The sequence below is a fragment of the Chryseobacterium sp. RU33C genome (assembly GCF_900156015.1).
Lineage (GTDB): Bacteria > Bacteroidota > Bacteroidia > Flavobacteriales > Weeksellaceae > Chryseobacterium > Chryseobacterium candidae.
Window position 1 is genome coordinate 176,066 of the sequence record NZ_FTMT01000002.1, and the last position, 20,627, is coordinate 196,692.

At 35.3% G+C, this 20,627-nt stretch carries 17 protein-coding genes; 6 read left to right on the forward strand and 11 right to left on the reverse strand.

All coding sequences use genetic code 11. From position 1 onward, the window contains the following. Nucleotide 1: 1 nt before the first annotated feature. Together BW946_RS02650 and BW946_RS02655 are read left to right on the forward strand one after the other, a co-directional pair. Nucleotides 2–1,318, forward strand: coding sequence for an HlyD family secretion protein (locus BW946_RS02650; RefSeq protein WP_076594686.1), 1,317 nt, complete (start codon nucleotides 2–4; stop codon nucleotides 1,316–1,318). Then, nucleotides 1,299–2,705 (forward strand): TolC family protein, encoded by a 1,407-nt coding sequence (locus BW946_RS02655; protein ID WP_076594687.1) that lies wholly within the window; start codon nucleotides 1,299–1,301, stop codon nucleotides 2,703–2,705. The genes BW946_RS02650 and BW946_RS02655 overlap by 20 nt, the downstream gene beginning before the upstream one ends. A 431-nt stretch (nucleotides 2,706–3,136) precedes the next feature. Here the strand turns inward: BW946_RS02655 and BW946_RS02660 are convergent, their stop codons facing one another. The 5 genes from BW946_RS02660 to BW946_RS02680 form a co-directional block, all read right to left on the reverse strand. Further along, nucleotides 3,137–4,090, reverse strand: a complete 954-nt coding sequence (locus tag BW946_RS02660) for a DUF6624 domain-containing protein (RefSeq protein WP_076594688.1) — start codon at nucleotides 4,088–4,090, stop codon at nucleotides 3,137–3,139. Nucleotides 4,091–4,300: 210 nt separating this feature from the next. Continuing rightward, the gene (locus tag BW946_RS02665; RefSeq protein WP_139325955.1) at nucleotides 4,301–5,539 is read right to left on the reverse strand and encodes a hypothetical protein; all 1,239 of its coding nucleotides are present in this window, start codon (nucleotides 5,537–5,539) and stop codon (nucleotides 4,301–4,303) included. A 24-nt stretch (nucleotides 5,540–5,563) separates the two neighbouring features. Continuing rightward, a complete protein-coding gene (locus BW946_RS02670) occupies nucleotides 5,564–6,313 on the reverse strand; it encodes a DUF2625 domain-containing protein (RefSeq protein WP_228402432.1) in 750 nt (249 codons plus the stop codon). 49 nt (nucleotides 6,314–6,362) lie between these two features. Continuing rightward, complete coding sequence (locus tag BW946_RS02675) at nucleotides 6,363–7,238, reverse strand: phosphotransferase (RefSeq protein ID WP_228402434.1); 876 nt, start codon at nucleotides 7,236–7,238, stop codon at nucleotides 6,363–6,365. Between the two features lie 478 nt (nucleotides 7,239–7,716). After that, entirely contained in the window at nucleotides 7,717–9,210 is a 1,494-nt protein-coding gene (locus tag BW946_RS02680) for a BspA family leucine-rich repeat surface protein (RefSeq protein WP_076594692.1), read from the reverse strand. 519 nt (nucleotides 9,211–9,729) lie between these two features. Here BW946_RS02680 and BW946_RS02685 point away from each other — a divergent pair. Beyond that, nucleotides 9,730–10,119 carry a hypothetical protein gene (locus BW946_RS02685; RefSeq protein WP_076594693.1) on the forward strand — a complete coding sequence of 130 codons (390 nt, stop codon included), beginning with the start codon at nucleotides 9,730–9,732 and terminating at the stop codon, nucleotides 10,117–10,119. Nucleotides 10,120–10,228: 109 nt separating this feature from the next. On the opposite strand, the gene BW946_RS21330 is transcribed toward BW946_RS02685, so the two are convergent. Further along, nucleotides 10,229–10,513 carry a bacteriocin-like protein gene (locus tag BW946_RS21330; RefSeq protein WP_168801991.1) on the reverse strand — a complete coding sequence of 95 codons (285 nt, stop codon included), beginning with the start codon at nucleotides 10,511–10,513 and terminating at the stop codon, nucleotides 10,229–10,231. Nucleotides 10,514–10,961: 448 nt separating this feature from the next. On the opposite strand from BW946_RS21330, the gene BW946_RS02695 reads away from it, so the two are divergent. Then, nucleotides 10,962–11,750 (forward strand): XRE family transcriptional regulator, encoded by a 789-nt coding sequence (locus tag BW946_RS02695; RefSeq protein ID WP_076594695.1) that lies wholly within the window; start codon nucleotides 10,962–10,964, stop codon nucleotides 11,748–11,750. Nucleotides 11,751–11,929: 179 nt separating this feature from the next. Here BW946_RS02695 and BW946_RS02700 read toward each other — a convergent pair whose 3' ends face one another. The 5 genes from BW946_RS02700 to msrB all read right to left on the reverse strand — a co-directional run bounded on the left by BW946_RS02700 (nucleotide 11,930) and on the right by msrB (nucleotide 19,069). Then, nucleotides 11,930–15,829: a response regulator gene (locus tag BW946_RS02700; protein WP_076594696.1), complete on the reverse strand. Its 3,900-nt coding sequence runs from the start codon at nucleotides 15,827–15,829 to the stop codon at nucleotides 11,930–11,932. Between the two features lie 407 nt (nucleotides 15,830–16,236). Continuing rightward, nucleotides 16,237–17,052, reverse strand: coding sequence for a ferritin-like domain-containing protein (locus BW946_RS02705; protein ID WP_076594697.1), 816 nt, complete (start codon nucleotides 17,050–17,052; stop codon nucleotides 16,237–16,239). Nucleotides 17,053–17,075: 23 nt separating this feature from the next. Continuing rightward, entirely contained in the window at nucleotides 17,076–17,786 is a 711-nt protein-coding gene (locus BW946_RS02710) for a ferritin-like domain-containing protein (RefSeq protein ID WP_076594698.1), read from the reverse strand. Nucleotides 17,787–17,865: 79 nt separating this feature from the next. Next, a complete protein-coding gene (locus BW946_RS02715) occupies nucleotides 17,866–18,435 on the reverse strand; it encodes a fasciclin domain-containing protein (RefSeq protein ID WP_076594699.1) in 570 nt (189 codons plus the stop codon). Between the two features lie 118 nt (nucleotides 18,436–18,553). Beyond that, nucleotides 18,554–19,069 (reverse strand): peptide-methionine (R)-S-oxide reductase MsrB, encoded by a 516-nt coding sequence (gene msrB, locus BW946_RS02720; protein ID WP_076594700.1) that lies wholly within the window; start codon nucleotides 19,067–19,069, stop codon nucleotides 18,554–18,556. Nucleotides 19,070–19,158: 89 nt separating this feature from the next. On the opposite strand from msrB, the gene BW946_RS02725 reads away from it, so the two are divergent. Together BW946_RS02725 and BW946_RS02730 are read left to right on the forward strand one after the other, a co-directional pair. After that, nucleotides 19,159–19,728, forward strand: coding sequence for an RNA polymerase sigma factor (locus tag BW946_RS02725; RefSeq protein ID WP_228402436.1), 570 nt, complete (start codon nucleotides 19,159–19,161; stop codon nucleotides 19,726–19,728). A 1-nt stretch (nucleotide 19,729) separates the two neighbouring features. After that, nucleotides 19,730–20,554 carry an anti-sigma factor gene (locus BW946_RS02730; protein WP_076594701.1) on the forward strand — a complete coding sequence of 275 codons (825 nt, stop codon included), beginning with the start codon at nucleotides 19,730–19,732 and terminating at the stop codon, nucleotides 20,552–20,554. Nucleotides 20,555–20,627 lie beyond the last annotated feature (73 nt).

The following is a 20,627-nucleotide window of genomic DNA, read 5'->3' on the forward strand; positions in this document are numbered from 1 at the left end:
GATGGAATTGCAGTCAGTTAATAAAATATATCACATCCACAAAAAATCAAGGGTTAAAATATGGTTTCTTTTCATATTGATTGGAGGCATCATTATACTGTTTTTGCCGTGGACCCAAAACATCAAGGTAATGGGAAATGTAAGTACGCTTTATCAGGAACAGCGTCCGCAGCAACTCAATTCACCAATTCCGGGCAGAATCATTAAATGGTATGTGAAAAACGGTGATTATGTAAAAAAAGGCGACACTCTTCTTCAGCTTTCTGAAGTAAAAGAAGATTACCTGGATCCGCTTTTGGTAAGAAGAACCGAAATGCAGGTGGAAGCCAAAAAGGGTGTGAGAGATTATTACGAAGCCAAAGTTGGAACCACCAACAGCCAGATCCGGGCTATGAATTCCGCAAGAGATTTAAAACTGAATCAGCTTACAGTAAAAATCAGTCAGCTCAACAATAAATTGGCAGGAGAAGAAGCAGAACTGGAAGCAGCTAAAAACGAACTGAGAATGACTTCCGACCAATACGAAAGACAGAAGAAAATGTATGATGAAGGTTTGGTTTCGCTAACCCAATTTCAGCAGAGAAGTGTTTCTTACCAAAATGCTTTGGCTAAAAAAACAGCAACCGAAAATAAATTAGCCCAAACCAGACAGGAAATTGTGAATGTAAGCATCGAACAGAATGCAGTCATTCAGGATTATAATGAAAAACTGAGCAAAACCGAGGGCGACCGTTTCCAGAGTATGGGACAGATTGAAGGAAGTGACGGCGATATTGCCAAACTCGAAAATCAGGTTGCCAATTACAAAGCAAGACAAGGTTTGTATTTCGTGATTGCTTCTCAGGACGGACAGGTTGTACAGATCAATAAAGCCGGAATTGGAGAAATTCTGAAAGATGGAGAAAGTATCGGAATCATTGTTCCTGAGAAAGTAGATTACGCCGTAGAAGTTTACATTAAACCTGTCGATTTGCCTTTGGTAAAAGAAGGACAGCGCGTGATGTGTATTTTCGATGGTTTTCCGGCGATTGTTTTTTCAGGATGGCCGAATTCCAGCTACGGAACTTTTGCAGGAAAAGTGATTGCGGTAGAAAACAACATCAGTGCAAACGGAATGTTCAAAGCATTGGTGATTCAGGATAAAAATGAAAAACAATGGCCTCCGAAGATCAAAATGGGAACCGGAGTTCAGGGAATTGCGATTCTTAATGATGTTCCGATATGGTACGAATTGTGGCGAAATATCAACGGATTCCCACCGGATTATTATGAAGTAAAAACCGAAAAATCTTCAAAAGATGAAAAGTCTAAAAAATAAATTTTCAGCGCTTCTCGTTCTGGTTTGTATTCAGTTTTCTTTTGCGCAGGATTCTCTGAAACTCTCTCATCAGGAATTTCTGAATATTGTGAAGAATTATCATCCGCTGGCTTTCAGATATCAGCTTCAGAATAAAATTGCCAATGCAGAAATTACCAAAGCAAGAGGAAATTTTGATCCGGTGATTGCAGGAAAACTGGGAGAAAAAAATATTGACGGAACAAAATATTACGAACAGAAAAATGTAGAACTCGGAATTCCTACTTGGTACGGAATCGACATTACCGGAAGTTACAATTATCTGGATGGAGAAAAACTGAACAGCAGCGAAACAAAAGGAGGTTTGTATCAGTTTGGGGTTACGGTGCCTTTGGCAAAAAATCTTTTGTATGATAAAAGAAGAGCAATGCTTGACCAGGCAAAATTCGGATTGAAAATGACGGAAGCAGAGCAGACCGTTCTTACCAACGAGCTTCTTCTTGATGCAGAAAATACATATTGGGAATGGGTGAAAACCTATGAAATCTACAAATTACAGAAATCGGCTGTAGAAATTAACAGACAACGCCTTGAGCTTACAAAAAAAACATATCAGTACGGTGAAAGACCAGCAATTGATACAGTGGAAGCTGCTTCTCAATTACAAAGTTTTGAGCTTCAGGAAAGAGATGCTTATCTTGGTTTTGTAAAGAGTACTCAGGAGCTTCAGATGTATCTTTGGAAAGAAAATCAGGATTTTTATGAAATTTCAACGCTTATTTTTCCGTCTTCCAATCTCGATCAGCATTCCGGATATACCGATTATGATTTTTTGGTACAGAATTTAGAATCAAAACAGCTTCAGAATCATGCTTCACTGGAATATTATTTTCAAAAGCAAAATATTCTGGAAAGTGAAAAAAGACTGAAATGGCAGAGTTTTCTTCCAAAACTGGATTTTACCTATAATTTTTTCAATAAAGAAAATTACAAATCTGAATTTCTGCCTTTATTTGATAATAATTTCCAGTACGGACTGAAACTGGAGATTCCCATTTTCATGAGACAGGCAAGAGCAGATTATGAAATTGCCAAGCTGAAGATTTCTCAAAACCAGCTGGATTCTCAGCTTAAAACCCGTGAACTGGAAACCAAAATTGAAACCTATAAAAACGAAGTCAGTAATTATTTTACGCAGATTGATATTTCCACCAGGAATCTGAATAATTACCGCAGACTTCTGAATGCAGAGGAAATAAGGTTCAGCAACGGGGAAAGTTCTTTATTCCTGATCAATTCCAGAGAAAATAAATTACTGGATGCCCGAGAAAAAAATATTGAGCTGAAAGCCAAATTCCTGAAAAGCTATAACAAACTGAAATGGCTGAATGAGAATTTTTTGAGGTAAATAGTCTTACGGATATTTCTGGGAATTGAATGCAGGTAAGCTTGATATTTTTAAATGAGTTTATACTGAAGAAGTTCCCTGAAGCCGTTAAAAGCTATTGGGCAGGAAAAATGTAAAAATAACGGATTCTCAGGAGGTTAATACTCTATTTCATTTTTGCAATAAAAATCCTATAATTTATATTATGTTAAATTGTGTGTTGTTTTAGTTTCAAAGATCTACAACCACACGTTGAATTTTATTATTTTACACTCTGATTGATACATCAGATTTTTTCAAGTAATATCTAACTCTATCTAAGTTGTTCTAATAGCTTCTAAGTATATCAAATTCATCTGCTTGCAAATTATTTTAGAAATGGCGGATTAAGGAATTTCTACATTAAGTCCTAAACCCGCCATTTTTGTAAACTGCTGTAAGCAGAAGTTTTTCTATTTATTTAATTTTTCTAATTCGGGTAATTCATTTTTGTACTTTTCAACGTCCCAAACTAAATTCCAATTTTTAACGTAGTCAGAAATTGGACCTAGGCCAACTTCCTTCCTTCTTTTATCTACATTGTCAGGATCAATTAAAGGTAAAACATATAGAGCTTTGTTATGAGGATTGGTTCCTATCTGACTCCCATATATTTGTTTTCTGCCTTCCCGGATTTCTATTCTGTCAATTAACAAAGCTAAAGAACCTGAACTTGCATTTCCTTTTGTTACCGCTTCTTTCATCATGGGTAAATATTTTTTTTGCGTTTCCAGATCTGAATGCTGAATCACAAGAAATAATGCACTATTGGCTTGTGCGCCTACTTTGTCTTTGCCAACCCAACCTTTTTCATCTAATATTTTTTTTACCTTTAATAAGTTAATTGAGTCTTTCTGTATTGTTATTTTCCAAAGATCATTCATTTCTTTAGATTCCGGACCGAATTTTTTTTGAGTTTCGTTCATTTGGATTCTGTATTTTTGGTCTTCCTCAAGAATTGCCAATAATTCAGCCTGCAATGGTTTGTCGTAATTTGCTTCTAGTAAAGCTAATTTCTCTTCTAATTTTTCAATGGTTTTCCCCCACTCTTTTTTTGAATGTAAATTTTCTAAATCAGTATCAGAATTTAAGTGCTTTAGATTGGTCCAGCCTTTATCTATTGATAAGTTCAGCCATTTAAATGCTTGTTTTGTATTTCCTGCCAAAGAAGATGAGCATGCCCCATTATATAAGTGACTTGGATTTTCACTTTCAATTTTAAAAGCTTTACTATATAAATCTGTAGACATTTTATAATCTTTTGTCTGATATAATTTATGAGCTTCACTTATTAATTTTGAATATTCCTGAGCATTAACACCTGTGAATAAAAATAATAATAACAAAGTGTAAATAGTGTTCCTCATTTTTTTGTATTTAATTCCTAATTTTTAGATGGTTACGTTTTGTTTTTCAGCTTAATTTAATTGATGTAATTTTCCTAAAGCCATTTATACTACGAATATAAAGTTTATTTTGATGATGGGATTGTTAAGAAATCACAAAAAAATTATCGTAAGTTTTTCCATAAAATAAAACTATCAATATTTATAAATAGTGATTTCATATAAAATCTTTTACTTGTTATAAGGGTATTCATTAACCCAATGAAAACCTCTCTTATTTAACTTATAATCTTCCTTTTTCTTTCTTATTGTATTGATTTTTATAGAATCAATACCTTTATTTCCAGTAAAAACAATACTATCTTTTTGAGTACTGTAATGCAGGTAAGCATATAGGTCCTGATGATCTATTTTACGAAGCATAAGTGTGTTTTTTTCAGTATCTAAAACACTCTGAAACGTTTTAATACTGTCATTATTCAGGATTACTTTCGTCCGGCTTGGAGAAATGACTAATAGCTTTTTCCAGCCGACAGAATCACTGTTTGGTATTTCCTGGTTGTTTATTATAAATTTATCAACAATATACGCACCTTCCATTGGAACAGCCGGAGGCGTATAGAACAGTGCTGATGAAGAACTCAATATAAAAAAAGCTACTACACACCATTTGAGTCCAGTAACTGTAATACCCTTCCATTTTTTGTCGAATATTCTTTTTTGAAAGCGTAATTGCGATGGCTGTTGCAATACAAAAAAACGATATAAAGCCATTGCATCGCCGCCTACAATAAAAAGACAAAGCCAAACAATATGACTGGAAAATATTTTAACCGGCACATCATAAAAAAAATTCAACAGAGCTACATTGATCATCACCGTCATGGAAAAAAGCGCACCAAAAGTCTTGGTTCTCCTGAAAAGAAGCAAAAGTCCACCAATAACTTCTAACAATCCGGAAACAAATGTATAACCACTGGAAGCTCCCATCATAGTCCATACCATTCCCATTGGCGACATATCTCCTACTCTTTCTTCCAGCCTGCCAATTGTGTTGGCAGGAAACTGTCCGTCGTGAAGTTTTGCAAAGCCATACGAAAGCATTATCATAGCTACATAATAACGTGCTACTACTACCGTAAACCAATGTAAGTCTTTAAATGTCCGCTGTTTTTTGTCTGCGAAAAGTATAACGAGTGCAGCCACTAGCGCTAAGCCAATATTTACAAGCACTACCCAATAATCTAATGTAGTATCGCCGCTACCAGTCATTGTAATATATTCTATCTGTTTTTGCTGAAAAACATTTTTACACAACCACAAGACGCCACTCTTATGTATTCCCTCTAAAGGTGAAAACTGGGATGTAAAGATAAAAAGATACACATAAGAAATAATCCACAGATGCATGAAACGTAACGCAGCATTGCGCTTTTTTTGATTGGGAAAACTGATCGATTTTGTATCCATATTAATAATATTTATTTAAGGCATTTATTTTTCTGCATCCAATGCAAGCTTCTTTCTAAATTCAAGAGTTAGCTTGTAGCTTTCTTCAATTGGAACTTCCTTTTTTGATACTTTATTAATATCCTTGCCTTGTTCCGTCCATAAGTAAGGAAAAAAGTTGAATACCTGGTCGCCTTTAAGTTTTGCTACCTCACTTTTCCAATTTGTCCATCTGTATCCTTTATAGAACTGATCAAGATTTTTATTAAAGCAAAAATTCAAAAATTCAGTGTAAGTAAGGTCAAGAGGTTCATATTCCAAATTATCAGGAGCCAAATAATAAACTTTTCCTAAATCGCTGCCCAACCCACCACCATTAAGAATAAATATACCTCCAATTGCATCGTCAGCAATTAAAAGATATGGTATTGGCTGCCCATAATCTTCAAATGTTTTTCCTCTATTCCATTCTGGCAATGACCTGCTTAGCTTATCACTTCCTGAGCCAAGAATCCTTATCCATCCATTATCAACCAAAAGTCCCCCTGTCATATAAACAATTGAACCCATTGGAGATTTAGTGGTAACTTGAGTTTTATATAAGGCATCCTTTGCCTTGTTTGTATCCACAGGCAATATTTCCACTTTATTTTTTGCTGAGTCTATCCATTCTTTTACAAGAATCCAGCCTGGATCTTTATCGTTTATTAATTCATCAATAGAGCGCATTTTTGTTTGTCCATAAGTTGTTAATGAGAATAAGGATATTATAATAATCGTCAAATATCTTGTCATGCTTTATAGTTTTCTAAAAATATAATTAACTGTATACAGTGCTGCATCATTATTTTATCTCAATTTTGTTGTAAGCAATCCATCGTTTTAAATTACCCACCATTCTTTTTAAATGATCTTCATTCAGGAAAATATTGGTCCAATATTCAAATCTGTCGCACTGGATACTGATATAATAGTTCATAATGGCCAGACAAGCGAAAGGCAATAACTTTTTTTCTTCGGGAGTAATTTTAGTTACAGTCTCATAACCTCTTATAAAGCTGTCTGCTTTTACCTGATACTCTTGTTCGTTCAGATGGGTTGTAAATAACTGAAATAGAAAGTAAGAAATATCAAAGCATAAATAACCGTTACCACAAAAATCAAAGTCAAAAAATGTGATTTCTTTTTCATCATCAATGTGCAAATTGTCGAACCAGACGTCAAGATGAACCACTCCATATCTCATTTTCTGTTTTTCTTCATTTTCCATTTTTAGCGTTAAAAAATCAGAGAGACTTTCTAAAAATTCAATTTCGCTGGTATTTTTATTATAGAATTTTTTTGTTCTTATAACAGGATTCTTAAGCAGGTTTTCAGCGTTGTAAGACATTCTCATCAGCTTGATATTTTCTGTTGATTGATGAACTTTTGCTAAAGCTTGTCCAATCAGAAAGCTTGTTTCGGGTGAAAATTTTGCTGTTTTTATGCCTTTAGCATATGAAAATAAAACGCCAAATCTGATTCCTTCCGGAGCTTCAATTTTCTGGATAAATTTATTTGATTGATCAGCTATGGGAAAAGCAATTTGTCGGTCTGCCTCTTTCAGATGATTGAGAAGTCTTAATTCTTCTTCAATTTCTAATGGAGTTCGCCAATGATGGGTGTACACTCTAAAAACGTATTTGTTTTCACCATCATGAACGATGTATAAGTGGTTCATCGCAAGCCGAAATATATTGCATTCCGTTTTGTCAGTTAATCCATATTTTTCTTGAATAAGTTGACCAATTTCATAAGGTGAAAGTGTGCTGTTTATTGTCGTAAACTTCTCTGTCATTTAATTCTCGTTCGTTTCTGGTTATAAAGTGATGCAATTTCGTTAACGTTTTTTTGGATTGGATTACAGATTTTTTTTTCAAATCCAAGATTTGTTGATTTTAATATAGTGTCTTTTAGTATTTATATCTTTCATAGTTCTGGGCAAGCAATGAAGAAGTTGCAGAAGTGAAAATTAAAAGTAAGAGTAAATACTTTTTTATCATGGCATTGGGGCTAAATATCAGTTAAGACTCAAATTTACGGATTGTGTTGATATAAAGTTTGTAATGATGCTAATGTTTTTTTATTTTATCCAATAAAAGCTCCAAAATCCGAAGATTTTGGAGCAGAGTTAAATAGCTAACTTTTCGGCTGTTCTACTATTGCTTGGTGATTTTATTGAAAAAAGTATCACCTTTAAAGATATAGTCTCCTGAAGGATATTCAGTCAGATCGATGGTATTTTTCCCTTTTCTAAACAATATATTTTTAATGAGGTTACCGTTATTATCATATAAATAAATATTTTCATCTGCTGAGGATTCCACGTTGATCACTCCTGTCGTTGGATTAGGATAAGCGGAAGTTTTCGTTTTTGGGGAAGCTTCTCTTGTTGACAGATAACAACCTGAAATATAGGAATCTCCAATAATATTAAACCCTTTGTTGATCAGCTGTGCTCTGGCCAGCATAGCTTGCGGTGTAGAATAAACCAATCCTGTTGCATCTATAGTTCCGGACGTAATTGTTGAGTTCGCCCAGGTAGGATTATTATTCAGAGCGATGAGAAAGTTACTGTAATTCGTACATGATAAACCTGCATTTTTAAATCCGAAATAGATTGTATTCCAGCTGAAGTTTTGAAGCTTGATATTCCACGAAAAAATATCCTGGTCAAAATGTAAAGCACCCGCAAACATATTAAATCCGGCGAAATAATCAACCTTACTTACATCCCAGTTTCCGATGGGCTGATTGAACGATACTGCATTTTCAAACATATGCTCAAAATCTGTCACTTTACCTGTATTCCAGTTATCAAGAGGCTGATTAAATGCTGTCGCATTATAGAATGTATAGCGGAAATTAGTTGCATTTTCTGTATTCCATGAATTTAATGGCTGGTTAAAAGCTGTGGCATCTGCAAACATGGAGGAGAAATCAGTTCCGGATATCGTATTCCAGGCAGAAATATCCTGATTGAAAGAAGATGCAGAAGAAAACATGCTGCTGAAATTGGTTACTTTTGCTGTATCCCAGTTTCCGATATTCTGATTAAACAGTGTCGCTCCGCTGAACATACCGCTCATGTCCGTAATACGGAATGGATTCCAGTAAGAAAATGAAGTATGGCCTGTCAAAGATGAACAGTTAAGGAACATTTGTGATAAACTGGTTATTTGTGTCAAATCAGGAGTATCTGCAGCCGTTACATTAAGATTGGGACAGTTGGCGAATGCTCTGTCGAATTGCTGAAGCCATGTTGTATTTCCCCACTGGCTGAGTTCTATAAGTTCCTGATTTCCACCAGGAGGCATGATGTCGGTATTGGCCCTGAACCCGTAAAATAATCCGTTACCGCCGGATACTTTTAATTCGTAAGTGGCCTGCAGAGGATCTGGATGGAATGATGGCCCAAAATATATAAGTAAAGGCTCATTGCTGCTAGAGGTTACATAATCAAACATCCCGTTATGCTCAGGATATCCTACTTCTTGCCAGTAAATGGTGTAATTGGTTCCTGTGCCGCCGAATTTTATTGAATGATCAATGATGCCGTTTGCATTGGGTTTCCAGATGGTAGTAAATTCATTCTGCGCATAGGAAATGCAAAATAAAAGGAGAAAAATGATTATTAGTTGTTTTTTACACATAATTTAAAAAAGTTGTTTTAAGGTTAAAATTGGGTTGGGTAAGACAATTAATTTCCCGGGATTCTTTATCTTATCTCTGATACAAAAGTACTGGCGCACAGCGACAAAACTCGTCGTATTATAATTTAATAGCCTTTTTTTTTAGTTTTTTTTGATGAAAATTTTTCTATAAAAACATGGGTGAAATCAGACCAATGCAAGAGCCATAAAAAATAATAACCGTGTAAAAAAAATGCAGCCGTCATTGAAATAACAACTGCAGAAAAATAAGGGTTTTATATAGTGATTTTCACACCGTTGGAAATCGTAATGCAGGGAAGCGGACTTAGGAATTTTAACTGAGAGTTTTGAAACCTTACTTCACAATTAGATCATTAATCTATAGATATTTATAGACAATTCGTAAGGATGTAATTTTTAAAACCCTGGAATGTGTTGAAATTCAGGTGCTAAAAAGTACCTTTTGTTATGTGAATTATTTTTATATTTAGTGAAAACTAAAAACCAAAAAAACTCTTTATGGACAAAATATTTTTTTTATTTTCTTTTTTTTCATTCTTTTTGGTAATAAATGCTCAGAATTTTAAGTGTAAATCTGCACATATCGGAAAATTTCAAATAGATAATGGCGAGTATGGAATTACAGTTATTGAAAGAAATAGCAAAATCCAGACTGAAACAAACACAAAAATGGGTTATAAGGCAAGGTATGATGTCACTTGGATTGATGATTGTCATTACGAATTAAAAAACAGAAAAGTAATACAAGGCAAAATCCTGGAGGGAAGCACTCCTGATGATGTACTGAGAGCTGAAATATTAAAAGTTATAAACAATAAGGTTTTCTTAAAACTAAGTTCTAATTTTTCTGATGAAATAATGGAATGTGAAATGGTTAAGATAAAATAATTATGAAAATGGTAAGCATTCCGGATTTTGTTTCGATATTTTAAATTTTCACATAAAAAAGAGACTGCTTTTTTAAGGCAGTCTCGTGATTTTAATGTCATGCTTACTGTTAGCAAGTAGAACCGCACTCAAGTAATTTGATGTGAACTACACCATTCACAACACATTGTGTCTGGCATAAAGCATTAGTTACAACAGTGCTTACACCGCCCACTGCTCCACCTACTGTAGATCCAACGCCGGAAACTACTCCACCAACGATAGTACCTACACCGCCTACTACTCCGCCCACTACTCCTCCTATTCCACCTAGAAGTCCGCCGATTGGATCCAGTAATCCATTACCTGAAATAGCTTTTAATTCGTTTCTGTCTAATTTTTTTAAGTTTTTCATAACTATAATTTTTATATGATTATTACATCACTAATATATGAATAATTATTTATTGATTAAAAATTAATTTAAGTAAATTAATTATATGTTATTATTGTTTAATATTTTATTAATATGAATGTATTTTTATCAAAATATTAATTTCGATTATATGTGATTGATTTTCTAAAAGTTAAAAATAATAATTCAATTTGGGGAATTTTGAGTTATTATTTTTATACTAAATATCATTTATTATTATCTATTTTTTAATTGGTTTTAAATTTTAAATATTTATCTGTAGATAGACCTTCAGTAAGATAAAAACTCATCTTTGAAGCATTTAAATTGATTCATTCTGGAAAAAAGATAAGAGTAGAATAAAATTTATGTTCTTCTTGTAGTAAAAACCGTTCTGTTTATTGATAACGGAATCAAATTTTGTATTTTTGCTGACATACTTATATCAATGTCAGTTTTTTCAAATAATATACGCTTTTTAAGAGCCAGGAGGAAGCTCTCCCAACAAAATGTAGCCGATGAATTATTGATTTCAAGAGTTCGGTATTCAAAATATGAAAACGGAATTTCTGAACCTCCTATCGAACTGCTGGTGAAAATCTCAAAATATTTCCATGTAAGTATTGATCTTATGCTGTCTGTAGATATTGAGAAACATCCGGTAGATGAAATGCTAAAGCTTCCGGATAACAGAATTGTTCTTCCGGTAGCGGTAGATAATCAAGGAAATGATACCATAGAAATTATTCCCCAGAAGGCTTCAATGGGTTATCTGGAAGGTTATAGTGATATCGAATATATGGAAAGTCTTCAGCGTATTGCTCTTCCTTTTCTTACCAATGGAAAATACAGAGCTTTTCCTGCGGATGGGGATTCTATGCCGCCGTTCAGAAACGGATCTTATATTGTCGGAAAATACGTGGAGGGAATCAATGAACTGAAAGAAGGTAAAACCTATGTTTTTGTCACCTTAAATGACGGGATTACCTATAAACGTTTTAAAGAAAGGAAAGAAAATGCGATCTGCGTAAGTGCTGATAATTCATTTTATGAACCTTATGATATTCCTTTTGAAGAGGTAGTGGAAATCTGGCAGTATGCTTCAGGAATTTTCCCTGAAGATTTTGAGCCGGGTGATTATGAAAGCTACAATTTTAAAGAGATGTTCCGTGAACTGAGACAGGACATCAGGGATCTTGACAAAAAGGTTTCAGGCCGTCGCCGTAAGCAATCCTAATATTTACAATATTTATTAACATACTCCTGGTTTTTACACCGGGAGTATGTTTAAACTCTCTGGTTTAAGGGGATTCAATAGCATCATAACTTTTCGGAGTCAGGATTACTTCGTTTCCTTTATTTGGTAATTTGTGTTCAATTGTTTTAGAATCAGTTTGTCGTCTTAGACTACTATAATCAACTTAATTTTAGATTTCTAAATAATTGTAATCCTGTTGTTATTTCCCGGATCATTTCTTTTTCCATGACACCAAAATCCATGTTGGGCTCTGCTTTATTCTCCCAGCTGGCAGTAAGTTCTGTAAGTTTTACCAACCCTGCTGTTCCTGCTGTTCCTTTGAGTTTGTGAAGAATCAATTTCAGATTGGTACTGTCTTTTTCAGCGGTGCTTTTTTTAATGTTTTCTTCAGCCTGAGTAAGTTGTTCTATTACAAGATCTAAAAATACTTTTCTGAAGTCTTCATCATCATCACCTATTTGTTTATTCAGAAGATTTATATCCAGATAATTTTCTTTATTTGAGGGAAGATTATTTTCATTAGGAATGTACTTCTTCAGCATTTCCAGCAGATCATTTTGTCTTAAAGGCTTAGGAAGGAAGTCATTCATCCCGGAATCCAGGCATTTTTCTTTTTCACCCAGTACATTTCCTGCAGTAACGCCAATAATCGGAACATGGGAATATTCCGGGAGTAAACGGATTTTTTTGGTTGCTTCAATACCATCCATTACCGGCATCTGAACATCCATTAAAATAATATTGAATATTTTTTCTTTACACTGCCGAACTGCCTGTAGTCCATCCGTGGCTTCCGTAAGCAGAGCATCGGGAATGAGTGAGCGCATCATTTTATGATTAAGAACCATGTTCACCGGGTTGTCATCTACAAGTAAGACCTGTGGCGACTGCATCAGTATGGAGGTTGCGGCTTCCGGCTGTGCGTTGTTGGTTGTTTCTTTTTCAGTATTTTTTACAGCACGTCTCAATGTTTTGTAAAGCTCTTCGGACTTGATAGGCTTCAGCAGGAAGTAAGAATTGTTTTCCTGACGGAAAGAATTGATAACATCGTGTTCCTCAGAAGACGTATGGAGAATAATCAGAGGAGATGATTCATTCTGTTCCTCAAATAGTTCTTTGATTTTTTCTATGGTTTCCAACCCGGAAATAACCGGCATATGATAATCCATCAGAATAACATCAAAACGTTCTCCTGCCAGCAATATCTGAAGTGCTTCCATTCCGTTGGCAGCAAGCCTGGAATCTATATTTTTATAGGCAAGCATGTGCTGAATAATAATCCTGTTGGTTTCATTATCATCTACAATAAGGACCTTGTTTATATTCAGCTCTTCATCTTCATGGCTGTAGCACATTTCATAGGGAACCTCTATATCAAAATAGAAAACAGAACCTTCCTGAAGTTCGCTCACCAGTGATAAACTGCTTCCCATGTATTTCAGAATATTATTGGAAATGGTAAGTCCGAGACCTGTTCCTCCATACCTTTTGCTGATAGAGCTGTTTTCCTGAGTAAAGGCATTGAAAATATGCTGTTGTTTTTCTTTAGGAATACCAATTCCGGTATCTCTTACTGAAAATCTGAGTGTGATATTTTTGTTGTCTAAATTCAGTTTTTCTACTTTAAGTTCTATTTCTCCCTGTTCTGTAAATTTCACTGCATTGCCAAGAAGGTTGATCAAAATTTGCTTCAGCCTTGATTCATCCAGCCAGATGGTTTCAGGAAGTCCCTGTTCTATATTCAGCAGTAATTCTATATTTTTTTTCTGTGACTGGTAAAGGATAACATTAATTACCTGACCTACCATATCATAAATATTGGACTTTTCAACGATGAGATCCATTTTTCCGGATTCTACTTTGGAAAAATCAAGGATATCGTTGATAATACTCAATAAATTTTCTCCTGATTCATTGATATAATTAAGATATTGAGTCTGTATCTCGTTTAACGGAGTTTTTAAAAGGAGGTCGGAAAAACCGATCACACCGTTCAGTGGAGTTCGGATTTCATGGCTCATATTGGCCAGGAATTCAGATTTTGCTTTGCTGGCAATATCTGCCATTTTCTTGGCATTTTTCAGTTCTCTGTTGATTTTTACAGATCCTGTAATATTTTGTGCAGAAACAATAATTCCCCCGATAACATTATTGGAAAGATACCATGGGGTGACTTCTACGCTGTAATGCTGAATAATTCCCTTGCCTGGAACCTCTATTGCCATGTCTTCATTCTTGTAAGCTTTTCCCGCCAGTGCATTCTGATATATTTTTAATCTTTCATCTGGTACATTGGGAGAAATTTTAAACATGTTTTCACCAATAAGCCTGATGTCGTTCATCTGGAACTCTTCTTTCCAGCTCCTGCTTACAGAAACATAATTAAGATCTTTGTCAAACATCGCAACTGTAGAAGGTACATATGTAACAAAAGACTGCAGCATAGCCTCTTTTTTGGCCAGCTCAAGGTAGATTTTTTTGAATGTATCAATATTCTGAATGATTCCGTAGACTCTGGTGCATACTCCGTTTTCAAATTCAGGTATACCTTTTACTCTTACCCAAATCATCACGCCGCCATTCTGTACAAGCTGTAATTCTTCATCGTAGGGTACACCTTCTTTTATAGCTCTTTCCAATAAGAATTCCAGCCTTTCCCGGCTTTTTTCACTGTAAAAGCCCAGTGCATTTTCAAAATCCGGCTTAAAATTTTTATCTATTTTATGGATTTCTCTTGTAGACTGCGACCAGGTTACGGTATTATTTTTCAGATTCACTTCCCATCCTCCCACCTGGGCAACAGCACTTGTCTGTTCCAGCATCTTTTTGGTATGAACCAAATCTTTTTCCAAAGTCACTCTTTCTGTAACATTCAGTGCGGTGCTTACAACGTTAGGGTTTCCTTCTTTATTAATTTCAACAAGATTGTGGTACATCCAGATCATTTCTTCACCTTCTTTGGTTTTCAGGATCATGGTTCCGGAATCTTCATGATTTTTGTTGATCCGTTCGAGATATTGCTCAAGAAGAGGCCAGTTTTTTTGGGGAACAAGATCTTTTAAATTCAATCCTTCTACTTCTTCGGCAGAATATTGCAGGATTTCTCTCCCTTTTTCGTTGACAGCAATGATATTCCCTTCCATATCATGCATACTCATCAATCCTATGGCATTTTCAAAGAAGTTTCTGAAGCGGCGCTCAGAGCTTTCCAGTTTAAGTTTTTCTTCAATGCGTTGGGTGATATTGATTCCGAAACAAAAAATCTCTGAATGGTTTTGATTGAGCTTTAAATACCATTCAATAATGATAGTTTGATTACCATCTATATTGGTTGTAGTAGTAAAAGTTACTTCTTCATCCGTATTGGGTAGGTTTTCGGAAAGTAATTGAAGTTGAGAATTATGATTTCCTATCAGGTCCAGGAAATTCTGATTGAGAATCTTACCTTTATCTCTTTGAAAAGTATTTTCAAAAGCCGGGTTAGCCTCTTTCAGTAAGAAGTCTTTATTCAGAACACAGATCAGGTTATTGGAAATAGTAAAGGTCTGTTGAAAATACTCCGCCTGGATATTTTTTCTTTTTCCCAAAAGGACTTTTGTAATGGCCTCTCCTATTTTTTTCAGCGTTGAAACCTGATCGTCTGTAATTGTTTTAGGTTTATAATCAATCACACAGATTGTCCCTAATACGAATCCTTCATCATCAATCAGAGGTACTCCTGCATAAAACCTGATTTCGCTTTCAAGAATAATTGGATTATCAGAAGATCTTTCATCTGACAAGGTATCATTGATGACTACGATGTCCCCACTTGCAATAGAATACTGGCATAAAGTGCTTTTCCTGTCTACAAGATCCATAGCAAGTCCCACACAGCTTTGAATGGTCTGGGTTTCGCTTTCCATCATGGAAATAAGCGCTGCAGGACAGCCTGTCACCATGCATGCTGTTTCTGCAAAAATGTCTAACTGGGGATCTTTTTCAAGATTTAAAAGATTAAAATACTCCAGTTTCTTCATTCTCTCTTCTTCATTTGCAGGAATTGGATACTTCTTCATATGTTATATCAACAATTAGAGATTTTTCTTTTTTTCATTATTAAAAAATGAAAATCAAGACATTAAGGTTAATATTTTAAATGCTTTAAATCTATTTAAAATATTATTTTAATATGTAAACCAAAGTACGAAATAATTTTGTATTCTATTACAGTAAATGTGTTAATAAAGCTATATAAATATTTATTTCAGATTAATTGAGAGAAATATTACATTTTAAAAGAAATAATACGCATTATGAAAATGAAAAAGTACCATGCGTAAAGTATGGTACTTAATGGATGAACCGGGATCAATATAAGTATTGATTATGTATTTTCTTAAGGTCTGACGATTGGTGGTTTAGAAAAAGTCCATTCCCGAAAATTCGGGAATGGACTCACCACTTATCATCATCCAAATCACAACTAAACTATGAACAGTGAGGCAATAGTTTGTGCATCGCTGCCACTTAAGATTTCGTCATAAGCTGCAGAACCTGCTGCTGCACCAAAAAGAGCGCCTGTATTGTAACCAGCCTGATTGGTATTGTCTTCTCCGGCATAAACAGGATTGGTAGCTGAAGGCATATTTCCTCCGTTTGCAAGTTCAATCCATCCTTTGTTGGCTCTCATTCTTCTTACCTGTGAGGCATGCCTTGCTTCAACGGAGTGAATCTGCAATGCTGCCTGAAGTACCACTTTGTTGGACATCACATTTCCGGCCTGTCCTTTATAAGCCCTTACTCCGGTATCTTCAAAGGCCTGAGCAAGGATAAGAAATTGGTTATAATCTGTAAAAGGCATGAAATTTCCGCCGGCTGTAAAATCAAAAGTAGGTTTATTTCCGGGAGTTGTTCCTAAAGAAGTCAGTGTGCTTTTCAGAAAGCTTACGTGAGCGGATTCATGTTTTGAAATCTGCATGAAAACGGTTCTGTCTCCATTGGGGATCAGTCCGGGGGTTGACAATCCTATGCTGTAGTATTCATTTTCGAGATATTCCAGTACCAATGCCAGTTGTAAAGCATCTGTAAGGGTACTTTTTAAAGCAGCACCTGTTAATGCAGTTTTTGTAGTTTCTGCTTTGGCAGGAGTAGCCATCATCGCCCCCAATCCAAGAGGTATTGCTGCTGTAGCTGCTTTTTTTCCGAATAAAGAAATATTCGTAATGGTTTCCAGTCTTGAAGCTTCTGTAGTGAAAAATTTGTCATCAGAAAGCTTATCCAGTAATCTAAGAATATTCATAATGTGAGTTTTAAGGTGAATGATTAGTTGATTCCTCTTTCTTTCCAGGTAAAAGGTGTTTTGATAAACGCTCCGGCAGCCATTACAATATCTTTCGGCTCTTTGGCAAGGTCAAGTCCATTGGCATCTATCACATCATCTCCTGAAAAATCTGCTGATCCGGGATTAATTAGATTCCGGATGGCAGAGGCATGTCTGGCTTCCACGGAAACTATCTTACCGGCAATCACAAGGTAAGCAGGATTGGAAATATATTTCCCTGCTCCATTGTAAGCTGCAACACCGGTATCTTCTAATGCTTTGGCTGTTGCTAGTACTGAGTTCCGATCATTAAAATTCACATTCGGATACTGGAATTCAAGTTTAGGAAGCACATGATCTGTGGCACCGCTGATTGCAACTTTGAAGAAATCACGGTGAATAACTTCGTGGTGATAAAGATCTGTAAAAACCTCTTTTTCAATACTGGAAATTCCCGTATAAAAATTGTTGACCACTTTCGTATAAAAATCTGCTTCCAACTGTTCCAAAGCATAGGCATAATTAAGTACACCTACATCTCCTGTTCCAAGATCGTGCTTGGATTCTTCTATAATCTGGAAGTCATCATCATCATTACATCCAATGATGGTAAGACCTGCGATGGCTAATCCTACTCCACCTAATTTTAAAAAGTTTCTTCTACTGGTATCAAGGGTAGCGCCCTGATTAGAAACCTGAATTGTTTTTTTCATATTATTAATTTTTAGTGTTGGACACATAAGAGGAAGAAAAACAGCATAATGGATATGCTGTTTGAAATCTTAGAATTTATTATGGCATCAATACCGTGTCTATTACATGAATTACCCCATTAGATTGGTTCACATCGGCAATTGTTACTTTTGCGCTGTTTCCTTTTGCATCTTTTATGTAAAGATCTTTACCTTTTGTCCAGAATGTAAGGTCTTCACCCTGCACTGTTTTCATCATGCTTTTTCCGTTTCCTGATTTTACGGCTGCCCAAATTTCTTTGGCACTGTATCTTCCTGGAAGAACATGATAAGTTAAAATAGAGGTAAGCATTTCTTTGTTTTCAGGCTTTACAAGATTTTCTACTGTTCCTTTCGGAAGCTTTGCAAAGGCAGCATCTGTGGGAGCCAATACCGTAAAAGGTCCTGCACCTTGTAATGTTTCTACCAGGCCGGCAGCTTTTACCGCAGCTACAAGGGTTTTGTGATCCTTGGAGTTGACAGCGTTTTCAATAATGTTTTTGGAAGGATACATAGGAGCTCCTCCTACCATTACTGTTTTTTCTTTCATCGTTTGTGCAGTTACCTTTCCGCTGAAAGCAAATGATAATGCTACCATTGCTAAAACTGTGATTTTTGAATGTGTGTTCATTGTGTTGATTTTTTAATTAATTGTATTTAATTGTGCTTTTAATGTCATTTACGAGTTAGGTTTTATTTTAGATTTAAAAAAAAATAAAATTTATTTTAAATCATTGATTTGTAGTGTTTTATTTTTTATCCGAAACAAATTCAAGACAGATCGAATTCATGCAGAAACGTTTTCCTGTAGGTTTCGGACCATCATCAAAAACATGACCAAGGTGAGAATCACATCTTCCACATCGTACTTCGGTACGCTCCATGTGATAAGAGGTGTCTTTTCTGTACTTCACGCTGTTTTTATGGATGGGCTGATAAAAAGAAGGCCAGCCACAGGTGGTGGCAAACTTAGAGGTTGAAATAAAAAGAGAATTTCCACATACAGCACAATAGTAAGTGCCTTTTTCATCAAATTCATAATATTTCCCTGTAAAAGCAGTTTCTGTGGCACCTTCTCTTGCAACCTGATAGAGCTCTGGTTTTAAAATCTTTTTCCATTCGCTATTGCTTACTTTCAGAATATTTTCTGAGGTGTGAGAATAATAGGGATTTTTAGCTTTGAAAAGTGTGCTTTGTGCTTTATAACCTTCTAAACATAAGGCAAGGCAAAAAGCAAGTATTGTTTTTGAAACGAACGTTTTCATATTGATTTTTTTTAATTATTTTCTTAAAATCATTTACGAAATAAAAGTTTACTGAGATTTTGTTGGGAATTTATTTTATTTTATTACATTTGGATAGAAAAATAAAAGCTATTAAAACAACCTATTCTGAAGAGCAACTTATCGTTTTACTAAAAGAAAAAAACGAAAATGGTTTTCATTATCTATATGACCACTATTCCGGTGCGCTGTATGGGATTATTCTTCGAATCGTTCAGTCTAAAGAATACACTGAAGAAGTTATTCAGGATGTTTTTGTTAAAATATGGAACTCTATCCATCAGTATGATACTTCCAAAGGCAGATTTTACACTTGGATGATTAATATAGCACGGAATACCGCCATCGATTATTTAAAATCGAAAGCTTTCCAAAATGAACTTAAAAACCAATCACTTCCGGATTTCGTATATAATACTGCAGAGCTTTCAACCACTAATAATTCTTCCGATTATATTGGATTTAATAATGTGCTTGAAGGTCTGGAGGCAGACAAGCAGGAGCTTATAGACCTTGCTTATTATCAGGGATATACCCAAAACGAAATATCCGAGAAACTGAAGATACCGCTGGGAACGGTAAAAACAAAAATGAGAAATGCACTGATGAAATTAAAAGATTTGCTAAAAGATTATCAATAAATTGAACACTAAAGAATACATATCATCCGGAATTATAGAATCTTATATTCTAGGCCATGCTTCTCCTGAAGAAGCAGGGATTTTGGAGTGTGTGATGAAGAATAATGCTGAAGTAAAAACAGCTTTTGAAGAAGCACAAAAAACGTTGGAAGATCTGGCGACAGCTCAGGCTGTAACACCTCCAAGTGATTTGAAATCAAAGATCTGGAATAAAATTCAGCAGGAACAGACTGTTGAAGAAGTGTCTCCTTCCCTTCCTGCAGATCTCCCTGAAGTAAAAGGACGGACAGAAAATAATACAGACATAAAGGAGTATCAGAAAAATACGCCCTGGAAAACATATGCTATAGCGGCATCAGTATTATTCCTGGTAAGTGTTGGAGGAAATCTATTCTGGATGAATACTCAATCTGCCAATCAAAAAGAAATGGCTTTAATGATAGCAGATAAAAAGCAGCAGGATCAGGCTATGGAAAAAATGAACCGGAAGATTGATATGTTTTCCAATCCAGATATGCAGATGGTTATGCTGAAAGGGGTAGAAAAACATGCTGAGGCCAAAGCAATGGTTTTCTGGGATAAAAAGACAAAAGAAGTTTATCTGAATGCGGAAAAACTTCCTAAAGCCCCAGAAGGAATGCAGTATCAGCTTTGGGCAATAGAGGATGGAAAACCGGTAAATGCAGGAATGTACACTGAAGATAAAGACAGCAGGACTGCTTTGGCTAGTATTCCTAATGCACAGGCTTTTGCCATTACACTTGAAAAAGCTGGTGGAAGTAGTGTTCCTACTATGGAAAATATGTTTGTAATGGGGAAAATTTAAACCCGTTTACACAAAAAAACAAGGCGGACACAATCAATCCGCCTCGTATCTCCCAAATAATTAAATATGAAAA

What these genes read in the sequence shown, in the direction of transcription:
- BW946_RS02675 (WP_228402434.1), bottom strand. Translation starts at nt 7,238, where the DNA reads ATGAACCACTTATACATCGTTCATGATGGTGAAAACAAATACGTTTTT.
- BW946_RS21330 (WP_168801991.1), bottom strand. Translation starts at nt 10,513, where the DNA reads ATGAAAAACTTAAAAAAATTAGACAGAAACGAATTAAAAGCTATTTCA.
- BW946_RS02680 (WP_076594692.1), bottom strand. Translation starts at nt 9,210, where the DNA reads ATGTGTAAAAAACAACTAATAATCATTTTTCTCCTTTTATTTTGCATT.
- BW946_RS02670 (WP_228402432.1), bottom strand. Translation starts at nt 6,313, where the DNA reads ATGACAAGATATTTGACGATTATTATAATATCCTTATTCTCATTAACA.
- BW946_RS02650 (WP_076594686.1), top strand. Translation starts at nt 2, where the DNA reads ATGGAATTGCAGTCAGTTAATAAAATATATCACATCCACAAAAAATCA.
- BW946_RS02715 (WP_076594699.1), bottom strand. Translation starts at nt 18,435, where the DNA reads ATGAACACACATTCAAAAATCACAGTTTTAGCAATGGTAGCATTATCA.
- BW946_RS02710 (WP_076594698.1), bottom strand. Translation starts at nt 17,786, where the DNA reads ATGAAAAAAACAATTCAGGTTTCTAATCAGGGCGCTACCCTTGATACC.
- BW946_RS02665 (WP_139325955.1), bottom strand. Translation starts at nt 5,539, where the DNA reads ATGGATACAAAATCGATCAGTTTTCCCAATCAAAAAAAGCGCAATGCT.
- msrB (WP_076594700.1), bottom strand. Translation starts at nt 19,069, where the DNA reads ATGAAAACGTTCGTTTCAAAAACAATACTTGCTTTTTGCCTTGCCTTA.
- BW946_RS02655 (WP_076594687.1), top strand. Translation starts at nt 1,299, where the DNA reads ATGAAAAGTCTAAAAAATAAATTTTCAGCGCTTCTCGTTCTGGTTTGT.
- BW946_RS02685 (WP_076594693.1), top strand. Translation starts at nt 9,730, where the DNA reads ATGGACAAAATATTTTTTTTATTTTCTTTTTTTTCATTCTTTTTGGTA.
- BW946_RS02660 (WP_076594688.1), bottom strand. Translation starts at nt 4,090, where the DNA reads ATGAGGAACACTATTTACACTTTGTTATTATTATTTTTATTCACAGGT.
- BW946_RS02700 (WP_076594696.1), bottom strand. Translation starts at nt 15,829, where the DNA reads ATGAAGAAGTATCCAATTCCTGCAAATGAAGAAGAGAGAATGAAGAAA.
- BW946_RS02705 (WP_076594697.1), bottom strand. Translation starts at nt 17,052, where the DNA reads ATGAATATTCTTAGATTACTGGATAAGCTTTCTGATGACAAATTTTTC.
- BW946_RS02695 (WP_076594695.1), top strand. Translation starts at nt 10,962, where the DNA reads ATGTCAGTTTTTTCAAATAATATACGCTTTTTAAGAGCCAGGAGGAAG.